The sequence below is a fragment of the Salipiger sp. PrR003 genome (assembly GCF_010500785.1).
GTDB classification, from domain to species: domain Bacteria; phylum Pseudomonadota; class Alphaproteobacteria; order Rhodobacterales; family Rhodobacteraceae; genus Salipiger; species Salipiger pacificus_A.
In genome coordinates this window covers 72,225-87,698 of the sequence record NZ_JAAGOV010000030.1, presented here as the reverse complement: position 1 = coordinate 87,698, position 15,474 = coordinate 72,225, and the positions used below count along the sequence as shown (strand labels likewise).

Below are 15,474 nucleotides of genomic sequence, written 5' to 3'. Positions count from 1 at the left end.
GGAGTGAACTGAGTGTCGCGCAAGCCGGTCACGATCAAGGATGTCGCCGCCGAAGCGAAGGTGTCGAGGGCGACCGCAGCGCGGGCGCTGAACAATTACGGCTACGTCGGCGGCTCCGCCGCCGAGCGGGTGCGCGAGGCGGCGGACAGGCTCGGGTATCGCCATAACCGCATCGCACAGGCCTTGCGCCGGGGTGATTTGCCGCTCGTCGGTTTCATTCCCGGTGATATCCAGAACCCTTTCTTCGCGCGTATTGCACATGATCTGGACAAGAGACTGCGCCAGCAAGGTCACAACCTTCTCATCGCAAGCAGCGAAGAGGACCTCGAACAGGAGCGCGAGCTCGTGGAGAGCTTGCGTTCCCTTAGCGTGCGCGGGCTTATCGTGGCACCGACCTCGACTCTCGATACGGTGCATTTCCAGTCTCTGGCCAAAGACAACTTGCCGCTGGTGGTAATCGACCGCTACTCCGGCAACGTAGCCTGCGACAGTATCGTGGTGGATAACGAGGGGGGCGCGCGCAAGGGAGTTGATCTGCTCGTTTCCAAGGGACACAGGCGCATCGCTTTCCTCGGCGATGAGGGGCAGATCTTCACGGTTCAACAACGTCTTGCAGGTTACCGATCAGCGTTGAAGGCGCATGGGCTGGCGGTGGACGAACGGATGATAGCGCTTTCAGGCTCCACCACCAAACTCGCTGTCGAGGCCGTGATACGCCTGTTCCGCCAAACGCCAGCACCAACCGCCATCTTCACCGTCGACAGTCTGATGACCACCGGTGCGATGATTGCGATGCGCAGCATGGGCCTACGGGTTCCGCGCGACGTTTCGCTCGTGGGCTTTGACGATTTTGATCTCGCAACTTTCACCGATCCGCAAATTACCGTCGTATCCCAACCGATCGAGCGTATCGGGCCCCTCGCAGCTGAGATCATGCTACAGAGGGTTTCTGGAGACCGGAGCGAGCCAAAGCATCATGTTTTTCCGACAGAACTGATTGTGAGAGGATCTGTGGCCGCGACTTAGATCGCGGCCACTAAGGTCCGGCCAGCCTCGCGGATCAGTTCGCGAAGCGCTCGGGACGGAAGGGGTCGAGGAGCGGGTGGCGCAGCTCCAGTGCCATTTCCTCGGCCAGAAGTTCGCCGGCGAGCAGGCCCAGAGTCGCGCCGCTGTGCGAAAACGCCACGAAACAGCCTGGCAGTTTTTCGAGCTCGCCGAACACCGGCTCACCGCCGCCGGGTATCGGCTTTGGGCCAAGGTGCACAGCCTTAACTTTGAGTTCCGGCGCGCCGCTGAGAACCTTGCGGGCTTCGTCGACTAGCTCCGAAACGGTCGAATCCAGCGCTTGGTAGCTGCCGTCTTCGTGCACGACCACCTCTTCTTCGGACCAGCCGGAATCGAGGAAGAAGGCCCCGTCGGGGGTTGGGCGGATGGCGACACGAGGAGTGTTGAGCACGGCCTGGAGCGGATGCGCGACTGGATGGGTTTCAACGAGCAGCGCCACAGGCGTGTCGTCACCGATGGTGATGCCCTGTCCAGCCAGCATGGCGGGAACGGCGGGGCCAGTCGCAACCAGCACTCTATCGGCATGGAAGCTGCGACCGTTGGCGCAGACCGCGCCGGTGCACCGGCCGTCTTCCACGGTCAGCTTCGCCGTTCCAGCATCGGTGATGATAGTCCCGCCCGAGGCAGTGATCTCGGAGGCGAGCTGCGCGATCAGCGACGGCAAGTCGACCCAGCCTTCGTTGCCGTTGAATATCGCGCCAGCGCTGGTCACTTGGCTGCCATCAACACCCTCGATCCGCGCGCTGACTTCCTCTCCCGAAAGTAGCTCGGAAAGGTAACCCAGCTCGCGTTCGTAGCGGTGAACATCTACGATCTCGTTGCTGTTGTCTTCGGCGTCCCAGGTAAGTCCGCCGGCGAAGGAGAGCCAGCTGACACCGGGATTGCGGTCAGCCAGCACGCGATAACGTTCGATGCCGGCCTGGCGGAGGCGATGGTAGGGCAGGCTGCGCCGCCGCGCCGTGTTGAGCCAGGCCAGAGAGCGCCCGGAGGCCCCGTTGCCAAGCGGACCGTCGTTGATCAGGGTCACTTGCACGCCCATGCGGGTGAGCTGCGCGGCGGTCGAGACGCCGAAGATGCCGCCGCCGATGATCAGCGCGGTGGAGATGGAGGGTTTTGGGCACTGCATGTCAGTCTCCTGCTTGTCCCGTTGTCGAGGTAATGGCTTCCCAGCGGTGGCTCTGTGCGGCGCGTGTCAGCGCCTCGAGCGCGGCGGCGTTGCCAAGGATGTCCGTGGCCGCATCGGCGGCGACCCCGCCCTGATGCACCGCCCGGGCAAAGCTCTCGGCCTGCAGGCGGTACTGGTCGGCGGGCGGGCAGGTCAGCTGCTCGCGCCCGCCGCCAAGCAGGTCTGCGCCGCTGTCCAGCACCAACCGCGCGGCGTGATCGGCCGGGCAGTTGAAGGGCGCGTCGAGCACGAGGTAGCCCTCGGTGCCGAGCAGCGTGAGCTGCTGCACCAGCGCGGACTGGGTCGAGACGGTGAAGCTCAGCTGGCCGCCACCCGGAAAACGCGCCGCCCCGGTGGTCAGCCGGTCGGTGCCGAACGCGGGGTCGAGGTCCTTGGTACAGCTCACCGCCTCGGGCTCGGCGCCGAAGAAGAACCGCGCGGTGTCGACTGCGTAGCAGCCGACGTCATAGAGCCCGCCACCGCCGATGTCCTTCTGGTTGCGCACGTTTTGCGGATCGTCGTTGCAGTAGCTGAACAGCGCCTGCACGCCGGTGAGCCGGCCGATCCGGCCCGCGCTCACCAGCTCGCGGGCTTTGATCCATTGCGGGTGGCGGCGGGTCATGAAGGCCTCGGCCACCACGCGCTCCGCGGCTTGCGCCGCTGCGGTGATTTCGCGGGCCTCGGCGAGGCTCAGGGCGAGGGGTTTCTCGCACAGCACGTGCTTGCCGGCGGCCAGGGCCTGCAAGGTTAGGGGCACGTGCAGGTGGTTCGGCAGGGGGATGTAAATCACGTCGATCTCGGGGTCCGCGAGCAGCGCCTCGTAGCTGCCGTAAGCGCGCGGGATGCCGAACTCGCCGGCCATGGCCTCAGCCCGGGCGACATCGCGCGAGGCGATCGCGGCGAGGCGGCAGCCCTCGGCATCCCGCAGCGCGGGCAGCATCGCCTTGCGCGCGATGCCGGCGGTGCCGAGGATGCCCCATGATAGGTCTTTCATCGGATGTTCCTTAGGTTTTCCGTGTCACAGGACCTCGGCGAAGAACTTCTTCAGCCGGTCGGTCTGCGGGTTGTCGAAGAGCGCGTCGGGCGTGCCGGCTTCGACGATCTTGCCCTCGTCCATGAAGACGATCTGGTCAGCGACCTGCCGCGCGAAGCCCATCTCGTGGGTGACCACGACCATGGTCATGCCGCGCCGCCCGAGATCGGCCATGAGGTTGAGCACGCCCTTCACAAGTTCGGGGTCGAGCGCGCTGGTGACCTCGTCGAAGAGCACCACTTCGGGGTCCATCGCCAGGGCCCGGGCGATGGCGACGCGCTGCTGCTGCCCGCCCGACAGGTTCGACGGCCGGTGATCGCCGCGCCCCTGCAGGCCGACCTCGGCGAGGCGGGCGTCGGCGATGGCGCGGGCCTCGGCGTGCGGCAGCCCCTTAATCCGGGTGAGCGAGAGCATGATGTTCTCGCGCGCCGTGTGATCGGGGAACAGGTTGAAGTGCTGGAACACCATGCCGACGCGGGCGCGCAGGGTCTCGGGCTTCATGCCGCGGATGTCGGTGTCGTCGAGCAGGACCTGGCCGCCGTTCATCTCGACGAGCCGGTTGAGGCTGCGCAGCAGCGTCGACTTGCCCGAGCCGGAGGGCCCGACGATGCAGGTGACCGACCCCTTGGGGATCTCGAGATCGATCCCGCGCAGCACTTCGAGGTGGCCATAGCTGAGCCGCAGGTCGCGGATCGACAGGCTGCCGCCGTTGAAGCGGGTCTGCTCGGCGTTGCGCGTCGCCGCGCCAAGCTCGTCGACCTCATCGAGGCCGCTGCTGGGCTGGGCCCCGGTTGTGCGCTTGCCGGAGCGCAGGCGGTGGTCGATGTGGTTGACCAGGTGGGTCAGCGGCACGGTGATCACCAGATAGAAGATCCCCGCCAGAAGCAGCGGCGAGAGGTTGCCGGTGACCACGGCGGCGTCCTGGCCGACGCGGAAGATCTCGCGTTCCGAGGCCAGCAGGCCGAGGAAGTAGATCAGCGAGCTGTCCTTCACGTTCGAGATGAACTGGTTGACCAGCGCCGGCAGCACGCGGCGGATGCCCTGCGGCACGACGATCAGGCGCATGCCCTGGCTGTAGCTCATCGAGAGGGCGCGGCAGGCCTCCATCTGGCCGGTCGGCACGCTCTGGATGCCGGCCCGGAAGATCTCGCCGATGTAGGCCCCGGCGATCAGGCTCAGCGCGAGGATGCCGAGAGGGTAGGGGGAGGGACCGAAGAGCTCACGCCCGAGCCCGGCGAAGCCCTGTCCGATGAGCAGGATGGTGACGATGGCCGGCAGGCCGCGAAAGATGTCGGTGTAGATGCGCGCGGGCACCCGCAGCCAGGCGGCGCGCGAAATGCCCATAACGGCAAGGATGATACCGATGATGATGCCGATGATTGTCGAGGCAGCCGCGAGGATCAGCGTGTTCTTCAGGCCGGTCGACAGCATGATCGGCAAGATCTCGGCCATGGCGTCCCAGTCGAGGAACGTCCGTTGGAGGTTTTCCAACCACATGAGGGGTCTCCAGGGGGCGGGGCAGGGCGCCGCCCGACGTCTTGGGAATTGGGCTGCCGGCCTGGCCGGCAGCCGGAAGGTCGGGCGGGATCAGCTGCCGCTCGGCAGATACTGCTTGGGCATCGGCGAGCCGGGGAACCACTTCTCGTAGAGGTCGCGCCAGGTGCCGTCTTCCATCGCCGCGTGCAACGCTTCGTTCAGCGCGTTGCGCAGCGCGTCATTGCCCGGTTTCACCGCGAAGCCGGCGGGCGCATCGAAGGAGGGGATGTTGACCTTGATGTCGAGGTCGTAGCGCTCGCCGTAGGTCTTGGCGGCCTCGTAATCGAGGAAATGCGCGTCGATCGTGCCGTTGTTCAGCGCCGCGACACCGGTGTTGTTGTCGGGGAACTGGACGATGTCGGTGTCGGTGAAGGTCTTCTTGGCGTACATCTCCTGCAGCGTGCCCTGCACGACGCCGAGCCGCTTGCCCGCGAGGCTGGCGGGGTCATCGGTGATCGCCTCCTCGCCGGAGAGGACCGAGAGGTAGCCGGCCAGGTAGCCGTCCGAAAAATCGACGACCTCTTCGCGTTGTTCGGTGATGCCGATGGCGGCGGCTGCGATGTCGAAACGGCCGTTGGAGACCGACGGCAGCAGGGCCGCGAACTCCTGCCCGGTAAAGAGGATCTGGTCCTCCTCGAAGCCGAGCCGCCCGAGCACGTTGCGCAGGAACTCCACGTCGAAGCCGGTGAATTCGCCGGCTGCAGTTGTGAAGGCATAGGGCTTGGCATCGCCGAGCGATCCGACGCTGACCGTGTCGGCGTCGAGCAGGTTGTAAGGGTTGTCCTGCGCCTGGACGGCGCCGGCGGCGGCAAGTGCAACCAGCAAGCCGGTCAGGGGGGCTTTCACCCGGTCAAGAAGGCCGTTGGACATGTCGTGTCTCCGCTGTTGACGGGTCGATCCTCTCGGCACCCAAGCACCGCCCAATCGACCTCATTTTGAGGTGATACCGGTGTCACTTCCAATGAGACCGGTATCAGTAGTTGCATGGTTCATGTATGTTTTGATTCGCGTCAACAGGCTTGATAAGGATTTCGAGCCGTGAAAATCGAAGTGGCAGGAATGAGCGGAAAAAAGAGTTCACTGACCGTCGCGGACGTCGCCCGGGCAGCCAAAGTATCAAAGGCCACAGCGGCCCGGGTCCTCGGGGGCTATGGCATCGCAAGCGAGACCGCGCGCAAGGCGGTGTTGGAGGCCGCGGAAACGCTTGGCTACCAGCCGAACGACCTGGCGCGATCGATGAGCACCGGGCGCAGCGGCCTGGTCGGCGTGATCGTCGGCGACATCGAGAACGCCTTCTTCAGCCAAGCAGTCCGGGGCATCAGCGATATGCTGCGCGCCGCTGACCTGAACCTGATCATCAGCAACTCGAGCGAACGGCTTTCGGAAGAGATTGAAATGGTCTCGGTCCTGCTGCGTCAGCGAGTCGCTGGGCTCATCGTCGCACCGACGGACGCGCGTTACCTGGATCATCTGAAAGCAGCTCTGGCAGCGGGCACGCCGGTGGTCACACTTGACCGCCATGTTCCGGAGTTGGAAGCTGATGCGATTTGCGGCGACGACCGTGAGAGCGTCGGACGCGTGCTGCGGCGGCTGCACGAGGTCGGACATCGGCAGATCGCCTATGTTACCGCCATGGAGACAACTGACGGAAAGCTCGGCAAGCTCGAAGACATCGGCATCTCGGCGGTCCGGGAGCGGATCACGGGCTTTCTGACGCACATGCGTGAGGCGGGCGTGGAGAAACCCGCCAATCTTGTTTTCGTCGGAGCGACTGGGGACGATGAAACGAGCTTGGTCGTAACAAGCATCCTTGAGCGATCCCCGCCAATTACAGCGATTCTGGCCTCGGACAGTCTCATCGGAGCGCGGATCTTCCGCGAACTGTCAGACCGGGGTCTCAAGTTGCCGCAGGAAATGTCCCTGGTTTCCTGGTTCGATGCCGACTGGACGCGGGTGACCTCGCCGCGGATCTGCGTGGTGGATCAGCCGACCTATCGGTTCGGACAGGAGGCGGCCGAGCGGTTGATCGCTCGGCTAAAGGGCGATGCGTCACCGCCCCAAGTGTTTGTTATACCGACGCCTCTCCTAGAACGTGGCTCGATTGGAGCGGCAAGGTCCGACTGACTTCTTACAAAGGTGGGTGCGGGGCGCCGCACCGCTGCAAAAGCCAGTCGGGTTGCAGCGCTGGTTCAGAGGCTCAAGTGTCGAGCCGCGCCATCAGTGCCTCTGCTGAGAAGAGGTCGAGGTGTCCGCCGCCAACGTTCTTGCAGACTGTGATCTCCGTATCGCTGGTTCGACCGGGGTGCGTGCCTTGCGCGAGTTCGAAATGGTCCGCCCGAATGGCATCCCAGCCGATCACACCGGCAGCGATGGGTTGGCAGAGATCGCCCGCACTCTCCATTCCGCCGCGCGTATCCACGAAGAGTGTGCCTCGCGTCATGCAGGTGTCGTCGCATTCACGCATCTCCGGGCGATAGGCCCCGACCAAGTCGAGATGCACGCCGGGCTTCAGCAGCGCGCCCTTGACCAGTGGCGCACGGGACATGGTCACGCAGGAGATGACATCGGCGCATGCAACAGCGGCATCGAGGTCGGAGACGACCTCCACGGAGACTCCCCTGCCGGCAAGCGTGGCTTGCAGTGCCCGGGCGCGCGCTGGCGTCCGGTTCCAGACGAGGACGCGGGAGATGGAGGGCCGTGCCGCGCAATGGGCCGCAATGACGTGCGGCGCGAGGCCCCCTGCACCGACGACAAGAAGGATTTCAGCATCCTCACGCGCCAGAAAAAGGGCGCCTAGGCCGCTGTCGGCAGCGGTCTTTCGGAATGTCATCGCCTCCCCGTCTGTCACCAGCTTCGGGGTTCCAGTGTCTGGATCGAAGACGGCGACGAGGCCCTGGACGCTGGCCTGTGGCGGGTCGAGTTTCAGGTTTCCGGGAAAGACGCCAACCAGTTTGGCTGCGATCGCCCCGTGGCCGTTCCAGCCGAGCAGGCTGACGAACTGGTTGCCAGTGCCTGCCGGATCGTCCGCAACGATATTGGCTCCGAAGGGCGGCGGTCCGAGATGTGCCCGGCGCAGGGCGTCGATCAGATAGGGGTAGTCCAAGAGGCGATGGACCTCTTCGGCGGTGACGAGTTGCATCGTGGCTCCTCCGCGTCAGGTGCGCAGCGAATAGGTTATTAGGTGGGTAGGGGTAACGAGGCGGGAAAAAGCTATGGGCTCGTCACCGGCGGCAAGCACGGTTTTGTCGATGCGCCAGACCGGATCGGTGGGCCCGACGCCTAGATGACGGCGCTCGGCGGGCGTGGCGAAACCGACTGCCAGCGTCCGTTCGGCGGCGAGGGGCTGTGGCCCACCGGTATCCCGCAAGGTTTCGAAGAAGGAGGCGCCTTGGCTGACGGGACCGACGACCCGCGGCAGCGCCTCGGAGTCGATGAACAGGCTCTCGAGAGTGAGGGGGCGTCCGTCGACGCAGATAAGGCGGTTGATGCGAAGCAACGGCGCGTCTCGCAGCACGGAAGCCTTGTCGTCGCGCACTTCCTTGACGTCGAGGACTTGGTGCGTGACCGCGCCCTCCGCCTTGAATGCTTCCGAAAACCCGGTGAGCGTCACAAGCTGCTGAGCGATGGGGCGCCGGGAGACCACCGTGCCGCGGCCCTGCTGGCGAAGAAGATAGCCTTCTTCGCATAGCTCCTTGACCGCGCGGCGCAGAGTGATCCGGCTGACGCCGAACTCAGCACACAGTTCCGGCTCCGAGGGGAGGAAGTCCCCCTCTGCCAGCGCGCCTGAGGTGACCCTGTTCTTCAAGTCCTGTTTCACGCGAGCATAGAGGGGGGCAATCTTGTTCATATGGTTGGTGTGTCTCGCTCGACCGGTTCCGATCAGTAATCGTGAAGCTTTTTCATGTAGCGCCGCGCTTCCAGCATTTCCTGGTCGCGAAGGTCTGCAATCTTGTACGCGAAACGCCACAACGTGTCGAAGAAGATCAGGGGCACGAGGTTGCCTGCCAAACCGGCGTCGATGCCGGAGAGATCGAGTTCAGCCGCGTCGAGCACCAAGATGTTTTCCGTCGCACCGAAGCGGTGGAGGAAAGTTTCCGCGCGCTCGGTGAGTGGGCGCGTGCTGTCGAGGCCCTTGAACAACACAAAGCTGGCATTTTCGTCCAGAACCTCAAACGGGCCATGGAAGAACTCGTTGGCATGTATTGCGTGCGAATTGATCCACTGCATTTCCATCAACACGCAAATCGCAAAGGAGTAAGCCGCGCCATAGTCCGCGCCCGAGGCCATGGTATAGATGACGTCCTTCTTTGCGAGTCGAGGTGCGTAGTCGGCGAAGAGGGGGGCGAAGTGGGTATGCGCCCGGTCAATTGCCGGCTGCAGGGCTTCCAGCGAGTCCATTAGCGCGCCTAGTTTGTCGGAACCGTCGAAGATTTTCGCCAAGCCAAGCACAAGCTGGTAGATTCGAGCATAGTTGCTGTTCTTCGCATCGATCGGCACACCGGTGGTGTAGGGGGCCTCGAACCCAATGGCGTGATCTCCTGCCTCGGCAAGTGGAGACGCGGGATCGGTAGTCAGGACGAGCGTCAGCGCACCTGCGGACTGGGCAAATTTTGTCGCCGCAACGGTCTCTTTGGTCGTGCCAGTCATAGAGCACAGGACCACCAGCGATTTCTTCGTCAACCGCTTCGGGGCGCGGGCAACGAATTCAGCGGCATTTAGGACATCGCTCGGCAGCGCGGCTGAGTGTTGGTCGAGCATGAACTTCGCGGGATGCATGATCGAGAGAGAGCCGCCGCAGGCGACGAAAAAGACCTGATCGATTTCGCGCTCGGCCACGGCGGCAAGCGCGGCGGAAGCACCTGGATCGAGGCGGGGGTCAATTGGGGTGAGCGGCATTTTCTAGCTCCATATGATAGTAATACGTCATATAACGTCATACTATCTGACATTGGAACCGTCAATGCCTTGAATGACAGTTGACAGGATGAGAGTGTAAATGAGAAGGTTCTCACAAAATTGCAGGACTGGCGAAATGAACAAGTGCAACAAGCGACCTTGGGTCGTGGCCTTCGGAGACAACGTGGTGGATTGCTACGCCGACCGAGGAGAGATGTATCCGGGTGGCAACACCCTCAACCTGAGTGTCTTCGTCCGCCGTTCGGGTGGACGTGCGAGCTATGTCGGAGCGGTTGCGGACGACGCTGCCGGGCGGCACATCCGAAACAGCCTGGCCGCCGAGGGCGTCGACATCTCCGGCTTGAGAACACTTCCCGGTAGCACGGCCTTTTGTGTAATCGGAAATAGTAACGGCGATCGGGAGTTCCTGGGCGCGGATCTCGGAGTCTCAATGATTTCTCCGGAGCCAGCGGATCTAAAAATGATCGCCGCCGCTGATGCCGTTCATACTGGACGTTCCAGCCACGCAGACAGGTTTCTAGAAGGCTTTTCCGCGCGCGCGAAGCTTTCCTTCGACTTTGCCGTGATCCGAGATCCCGGCCGCATTGCCAGGATTGCGCCGCACTGCTTCTTGGCAAGCTTTTCCGGAGGTGACCTGACTAAGGACGGCGCCGAGGCGCTGCTCCAGAACGCGCGCGCCGCAGGGGCTACTTGGGTCTTGGTGACGCGCGGCGGTGATGGCGCGCTGCTGGCCGGACCGGACGGAACCTTTGCAACTCCTGCGGCCTCTGCGACCCTGACTGATACACTTGGAGCAGGAGATACGTTCATCGCACGCACGCTGCTCGGCCTCTTGCGGGAAGAAGAACCTGGTACTGTTCTCACATCAGCCGCGAGGATGTCCGCAGAAACTTGCGGCCAGCGCGGTGGCTTTGGCCATCCAGCGCCGCTTGAGGTCGACCAGTCCCTCGCGAAACCACTTTCTGAGATTTACCTGGTCGAGGAAGCTCAGGAAGCCGCGCGAGCGTGAGTTTCGAAAACTTCAACCAAGCGACCCCCGAAACGTGGGGCGTATAATCCAACGGGAGAGAGAACCATGTCTTACATCACAAAAGCCGGAGTTGCCGCTGCGGCCCTTTTCGGTGCCACGCTATCCGCTCAAGCGGCCGAAATCACTCTGCGCATCGCGTCGGTCAACCCGCCGACCGCACTGTCGGTGCAGATCGCCGAGGAAGTGGCCGCCCGTATCACTGAGCGCACCGAAGGTCGTATCGCCTTTCAGGTCTTCCCGTCGGCACAGCTGGGCACAACGACGGATTCCCTTGAGCAAGCGAGCCAGGGCTTGCCAATCATCACCTTCACCTCCGCCAGCTTCATGAGCCAGTTCGGGGTGCCGGAACTCGCCACGGTCGAGGGCCCGTTCGCGATTTCGGGCGCCGAAGAGGGCCAGAGGCTTGCCTTTTCGCCGCTTATGCAGGGCTACTATGATACCCTAGCGGAAAAGGCCGGTGTGCGCGTCCTGGCGCTGAACTGGTTCGACGGCGCACGCCATATGATCGGTACAGCGCCCTATCCGGAACCGGCGGCTCTCGAAGGCGTGAAAATGCGGGTCCCTCCGGTCGAGACCTGGCTGAACACCTTTGAGCCGTTGGGAGTAGTGGCCACAACGGTCGAGGCCGCCGAGACCTATTCGGCATTGCAGCAAGGCGTTGTCACCGCAGCAGAGGCACCGATCACGGGTCTGCAGGCGTCGAAATGGTATGAGCCAGCGAAGAAGATCACACTTACCGGACACTTCAATCTCTTTCTGGGTTGGGTCACCAGCGAAGCGGTCATGCAGTCCTTGCCCGAAGCGGACCGTAGCATCCTCATGGAGGAGTTCCGCAAAGGGGGAGAGGAACTAACGCAGCAATCGATCGAGAAGGAAGCCAGGATTAAAGCTGAGTTCGAGGCCGCGGGCGTTACCTTCCACGAGGCGAACCTGCCGGCCTATCGGGAGGCGACCGCGAGCTTTTGGGAGAACTGGCCCGCTGGGACTTATGACGCCATCCGCGCTGCCGCGACTGGCAAATGAACCATGTTTCGGACGACCTGGGTTGGACATTCGCCCCGGTCGTCCCCTTCCATTGGCTGCACGACGTTTCCTGTAGCCTCTATTTGGGAAATGCTCATGCGCATATTATCGGGTTTCCTGACCCTTCTAGGTGCAGCTGTGCCGGCGACATTGCTCGGGATCGTCCTGTTGATCGTCAGCGCTGACGTGTTCGCGCGGTTATTCCTGTCTACATCGATCCACGTCGCCCATGACCTTGCCATCGTCGCGCTCGCCGGAGTCGTCTGGTTTGGAATGGTCGATACGGCGCGGCAGGGCGAACTGTTCGGTATCCGGTTCTTCAGCGACCGACTCCCCACCATTGTGCGCTACTGGGTGCAGGTGCTGGTCCACGTTGCGGTAATTGTCATCGCCTTCGAGATCGCCCGCTCTGGCATCTCGCAGGTGCAGGGCTCACGCTTCACCCGCTTCGTATCTCTCGGTTGGCCGAAGTGGATCGTCTCCGCCGGATTGGTTGGGGCCATGGGCGCACTAATGCTGGTCGAAAGCCAGCGCCTGTGGCGGCTGCTCACGACCCATCGCCCGACACCCTTGGACTGAATTCCCATGATGACTGCTGCCCTGACCTTCCTGCTCCTACTCGCGGTGGGCGTACCGATCGCCTTCGTGATCCTTGGCGCCTCCACCATCTACTTCATCCTGAACCCCCTTATGGCATCAATCGTGGCCCAGAGAATGGGCTCGGCGCTCGAGAGCTTTCCTTTGCTGGCTGTGCCCTTCTTCATCGTTGCCGGTGCCGCCATGGCTCGCGGGGGTATCGCGCGGCGGCTCTACCATCTCGCCGATGGCCTGGTAGGCCACTGGTGGGGGGGGCTGGCGCAGGTAGCGGTGATGAATTCACTGTTCCTTGGCGCGATGTCCGGCTCCTCCAACGCCGATGCCGCCATCGATGCCCGAACGATTGCGCCGATCATGCGCGAACGCGGATATTCGAACGGGTTCGCGTCCGTGGTGAGTGCTGCCTCGGGGGCAATTGCCCCGATCATGCCGCCATCGATCGGCCTGATCATCTATGGCTTGTTGACCGATACCTCGATTGGAAAACTCTTCACCGCCGGCGTGATTCCGGCAATGCTCATAACCGCTGCGCTTCTCGTAACGGTTCGGATTGTGTCAAAGCGCCGCGGCTACGCGCCCGAACGCGCCACCCGCCTGCCTGGGCCGGAAATCGCGGCCCGCGCCAAAAGCGCGGGATGGGCGTTGGCCATGCCAGTCCTCCTGCTCGTGGGACTTCGTGGCGGCTGGTTCACTCCCACCGAACTGGGCGCGATCGCGGCGCTCTATGCCTTCGTCGTGGGGTTGGTGATCTATCGCGGCTTTCATTGGAGCGAAACCTACGACCTACTCCGGGAATCCGCGCGCACCACTGCCAACGTACTGTTCATAATAGCAGCTGCTGCCGTCTTCTCGATGATCCTCGCATTGGAGCAAGCGCCGCAGAAACTGATTGCCGTTCTTCTAGGAGTTTCTGACAACAAGTGGGTCGTGTTGCTAGTTATAAATCTGCTGTTGCTGGTGCTGGGCACGTTGCTCGAAGGCCTGGCGCTGATGATTATCCTGGTGCCTGTCTTGTTGGAAGTGACCCGTACCCTCGGGATTGATCCGGTACACTTCGGAATTGTGCTGGTTTTCAACACCACCATTGGGTCGATCACGCCGCCGGTGGGGACGGTGCTGTTTACCGTTTGCTCGATCACTAAATGCTCGATCGAGGAGTTCACCCGTGAAGCCTTGCCATTCCTCGCGGCGCTGGTGGCGGTACTTTTATTGCTGACCTTTGTGCCTCCGCTCGTGACCGTGCTGCCAAATCTGCTGTACTGAAGCATTGGAAATGGCCCCGGCGTCGTATCGCTCGGGGCCATTTTTTGCAGTGGACGCCTCACCTCAGGCGGTTTCGAGCACTCGAGAGAGGAATGCGCGGGTGCGTTCCTCGCGTGGGTGGGCCAAAACCTCTCGGGGGTTGCCCTCTTCGACAATCACACCGCCATCCATGAAAATGAGATGCTCCGCAACGTCCCGGGCGAAGCTCATCTCATGCGTCACGACGACCATCGTCGTGCCTTCTCGCGCGAGATCGCGCATTACGGACAGCACTTCTCCGATCAGTTCTGGGTCGAGAGCGGATGTTGGCTCGTCGAAGAGCACGAGCTCGGGCTTCATGGCAAGGGCTCGGGCGATAGCACAGCGCTGCTGCTGTCCGCCCGACAATTGGTGGGGATAATGCCCAGCACGGTCGCCAAGCCCCACCTTGGCCAGAAGTTCCATGGCCTCAGACTCGGCCCTTGCACGCGGCACGCCAGAAACGATCATCGGCGCCTCGCTCACGTTCTGGAGCGCTGTCAGATGCGGAAAGAGATGGAAACCCTGAAACACCATGCCCATTTTCTGCCGCTGCTTGGCAAGTTCGTTGAAACTCATCTCAAAGAGTCGCTCACCCCTCCATTTCAGTCCGATAGGCTCTCCCTTGAGGAAGACGGCGCCCGAACTTGGCTTTTCCAGGTGGTTGAGACAGCGCAGCAAGGTCGATTTGCCCGAACCGGAGGGGCCGACAATGCAGGTTACATCCCCCCGATGCACCTCCATGTCGATGCCCGAAAGCACCTCGTGGTTGCCAAAGCTCTTGCGAAGCCGTTCGACCTTGAGAAGCGGCGTAGTCATGCGAGATCCTCCTTTCGGCGCAGCGCGAAAGGCGCCTTGAGATTGCTTACCAAAGCCCGGGAAAGGCTGGGACGGCTGCGCGTCACATCGAAGTGTGCCTCAACGGCGTGCTCGATTAAGGTGAATGCGGTGGTCAGAACCAGGTACCAGATCGTGGCGACGATCAGCAGGGGGATCGTCTGGTAGGTTCGGGCATAGATCATCTGCGCCGAATACAGCAAGTCGGGCAGGGCCAGGATACTCACGAGACTGGAAAACTTGAGCATAGAGATGGTGTCGTTCCCAATCGGCGGTATCACGATGCGCAGCGCCTGCGGCAAAACGATCCGGCGCAGCGATTGCCAGCGGGTCATACCGAGCGTGGCGCACGCCTCTGTCTGACCGCCGCTCACGGCGCGAATGCCTGCGCGCAGCATTTCGGCTGCATATGCGCTCTCAGTAAAGGCCAGTCCCATTATAGCCGCGCTAAAAGGGGTGATGAGGTCGTTGACGTCCCAGTTCACCAGCGTCGGGCCGAAGGGTACAGAGATGGTGATCCGTGGGATCAGCAGCGCCATATTGTACCAGAAGATTAGTTGAACGAGCGGCGGTACCCCACGGAAGAACCAGATCCAGCCCCATGCGACCGACTGGAAGACCCGCGAGGAACTGAGCCGCATGACGGCCAGGATGACGCCGAGAAACAGACCCAGCAGCATCGCCAATATGGTGAGCATGAGGGTGATACCCAGCCCCTTCAGGATATCGGCAGAAAAGAGGTATTCGAACACGACGGTCCATTGCATGTTCGGGTTGTTCACCAGCACTTCGAGGAAGAGCAAGGCGACGACCAGCAAGACTGCCCCGGCCAACCACTGGCCCATGTGGCGGACTGGAACGGGAGTAGCCGCATGAATATCTCGGCTCGGCGTGGGTTTCGTTTTGGTTTCAGGCATGACGCTTTCCTGGCTTGGCGCCTGGCTGCGGCGCGGCGGAAACATTTCCCCGGCGCGATTGGCGCGCCGAGGT

At 62.6% G+C, this 15,474-nt stretch carries 15 protein-coding genes; 6 read left to right on the top strand and 9 right to left on the bottom strand.

Going from position 1 to position 15,474, the window contains the following annotated elements; all coding sequences use genetic code 11:
• Positions 1 to 12: 12 nt before the first annotated feature.
• Positions 13 to 1,026, top strand: coding sequence for a LacI family DNA-binding transcriptional regulator (locus G0D83_RS07000; RefSeq protein ID WP_164191060.1), 1,014 nt, complete (start codon positions 13 to 15; stop codon positions 1,024 to 1,026).
• Between the two features lie 34 nt (positions 1,027 to 1,060).
• Here G0D83_RS07000 and G0D83_RS06995 read toward each other — a convergent pair whose 3' ends face one another.
• The 4 genes from G0D83_RS06995 to G0D83_RS06980 form a co-directional block, all read right to left on the bottom strand.
• Positions 1,061 to 2,191 (bottom strand): FAD-binding oxidoreductase, encoded by a 1,131-nt coding sequence (locus tag G0D83_RS06995; RefSeq protein WP_164191056.1) that lies wholly within the window; start codon positions 2,189 to 2,191, stop codon positions 1,061 to 1,063.
• A gap of 1 nt (position 2,192) precedes the next feature.
• Positions 2,193 to 3,224 carry a Gfo/Idh/MocA family protein gene (locus G0D83_RS06990; protein ID WP_164191052.1) on the bottom strand — a complete coding sequence of 344 codons (1,032 nt, stop codon included), beginning with the start codon at positions 3,222 to 3,224 and terminating at the stop codon, positions 2,193 to 2,195.
• Between the two features lie 24 nt (positions 3,225 to 3,248).
• Positions 3,249 to 4,760, bottom strand: a complete 1,512-nt coding sequence (locus tag G0D83_RS32645) for an amino acid ABC transporter permease/ATP-binding protein (protein WP_164191050.1) — start codon at positions 4,758 to 4,760, stop codon at positions 3,249 to 3,251.
• A 90-nt stretch (positions 4,761 to 4,850) separates the two neighbouring features.
• Positions 4,851 to 5,669: an ABC transporter substrate-binding protein gene (locus tag G0D83_RS06980; RefSeq protein WP_164191046.1), complete on the bottom strand. Its 819-nt coding sequence runs from the start codon at positions 5,667 to 5,669 to the stop codon at positions 4,851 to 4,853.
• A gap of 168 nt (positions 5,670 to 5,837) precedes the next feature.
• Between G0D83_RS06980 and G0D83_RS06975 the strand changes: the two genes are divergently transcribed.
• Positions 5,838 to 6,923: a LacI family DNA-binding transcriptional regulator gene (locus G0D83_RS06975; RefSeq protein ID WP_203595568.1), complete on the top strand. Its 1,086-nt coding sequence runs from the start codon at positions 5,838 to 5,840 to the stop codon at positions 6,921 to 6,923.
• Between the two features lie 73 nt (positions 6,924 to 6,996).
• Here the strand turns inward: G0D83_RS06975 and G0D83_RS06970 are convergent, their stop codons facing one another.
• Genes G0D83_RS06970 through G0D83_RS06960 form a run of 3 tightly spaced genes read right to left on the bottom strand, consistent with a single transcriptional unit; the run spans position 6,997 to position 9,695 of the window.
• The gene (locus tag G0D83_RS06970; RefSeq protein ID WP_164191043.1) at positions 6,997 to 7,938 is read right to left on the bottom strand and encodes an ornithine cyclodeaminase family protein; all 942 of its coding nucleotides are present in this window, start codon (positions 7,936 to 7,938) and stop codon (positions 6,997 to 6,999) included.
• A 15-nt stretch (positions 7,939 to 7,953) separates the two neighbouring features.
• Complete coding sequence (locus tag G0D83_RS06965) at positions 7,954 to 8,646, bottom strand: GntR family transcriptional regulator (RefSeq protein WP_164191039.1); 693 nt, start codon at positions 8,644 to 8,646, stop codon at positions 7,954 to 7,956.
• Positions 8,647 to 8,678: 32 nt separating this feature from the next.
• Complete coding sequence (locus tag G0D83_RS06960) at positions 8,679 to 9,695, bottom strand: SIS domain-containing protein (RefSeq protein WP_164191036.1); 1,017 nt, start codon at positions 9,693 to 9,695, stop codon at positions 8,679 to 8,681.
• Between the two features lie 136 nt (positions 9,696 to 9,831).
• Between G0D83_RS06960 and G0D83_RS06955 the strand changes: the two genes are divergently transcribed.
• From G0D83_RS06955 to G0D83_RS06940, 4 genes are all read left to right on the top strand, one after another.
• Positions 9,832 to 10,725 carry a PfkB family carbohydrate kinase gene (locus tag G0D83_RS06955; protein WP_092430317.1) on the top strand — a complete coding sequence of 298 codons (894 nt, stop codon included), beginning with the start codon at positions 9,832 to 9,834 and terminating at the stop codon, positions 10,723 to 10,725.
• Between the two features lie 66 nt (positions 10,726 to 10,791).
• The gene (gene dctP, locus G0D83_RS06950) at positions 10,792 to 11,769 is read left to right on the top strand and encodes a TRAP transporter substrate-binding protein DctP (RefSeq protein WP_164191033.1); all 978 of its coding nucleotides are present in this window, start codon (positions 10,792 to 10,794) and stop codon (positions 11,767 to 11,769) included.
• A gap of 96 nt (positions 11,770 to 11,865) precedes the next feature.
• The gene (locus tag G0D83_RS06945; protein ID WP_164191029.1) at positions 11,866 to 12,348 is read left to right on the top strand and encodes a TRAP transporter small permease; all 483 of its coding nucleotides are present in this window, start codon (positions 11,866 to 11,868) and stop codon (positions 12,346 to 12,348) included.
• Between the two features lie 6 nt (positions 12,349 to 12,354).
• Complete coding sequence (locus tag G0D83_RS06940) at positions 12,355 to 13,629, top strand: TRAP transporter large permease (RefSeq protein WP_164191026.1); 1,275 nt, start codon at positions 12,355 to 12,357, stop codon at positions 13,627 to 13,629.
• Between the two features lie 63 nt (positions 13,630 to 13,692).
• On the opposite strand, the gene G0D83_RS06935 is transcribed toward G0D83_RS06940, so the two are convergent.
• Together G0D83_RS06935 and G0D83_RS06930 are read right to left on the bottom strand one after the other, a co-directional pair.
• Positions 13,693 to 14,466 (bottom strand): amino acid ABC transporter ATP-binding protein, encoded by a 774-nt coding sequence (locus G0D83_RS06935; protein ID WP_092430309.1) that lies wholly within the window; start codon positions 14,464 to 14,466, stop codon positions 13,693 to 13,695.
• Positions 14,463 to 15,401: an amino acid ABC transporter permease gene (locus tag G0D83_RS06930; protein WP_164191022.1), complete on the bottom strand. Its 939-nt coding sequence runs from the start codon at positions 15,399 to 15,401 to the stop codon at positions 14,463 to 14,465. The genes G0D83_RS06935 and G0D83_RS06930 overlap by 4 nt, the downstream gene beginning before the upstream one ends.
• Positions 15,402 to 15,474 lie beyond the last annotated feature (73 nt).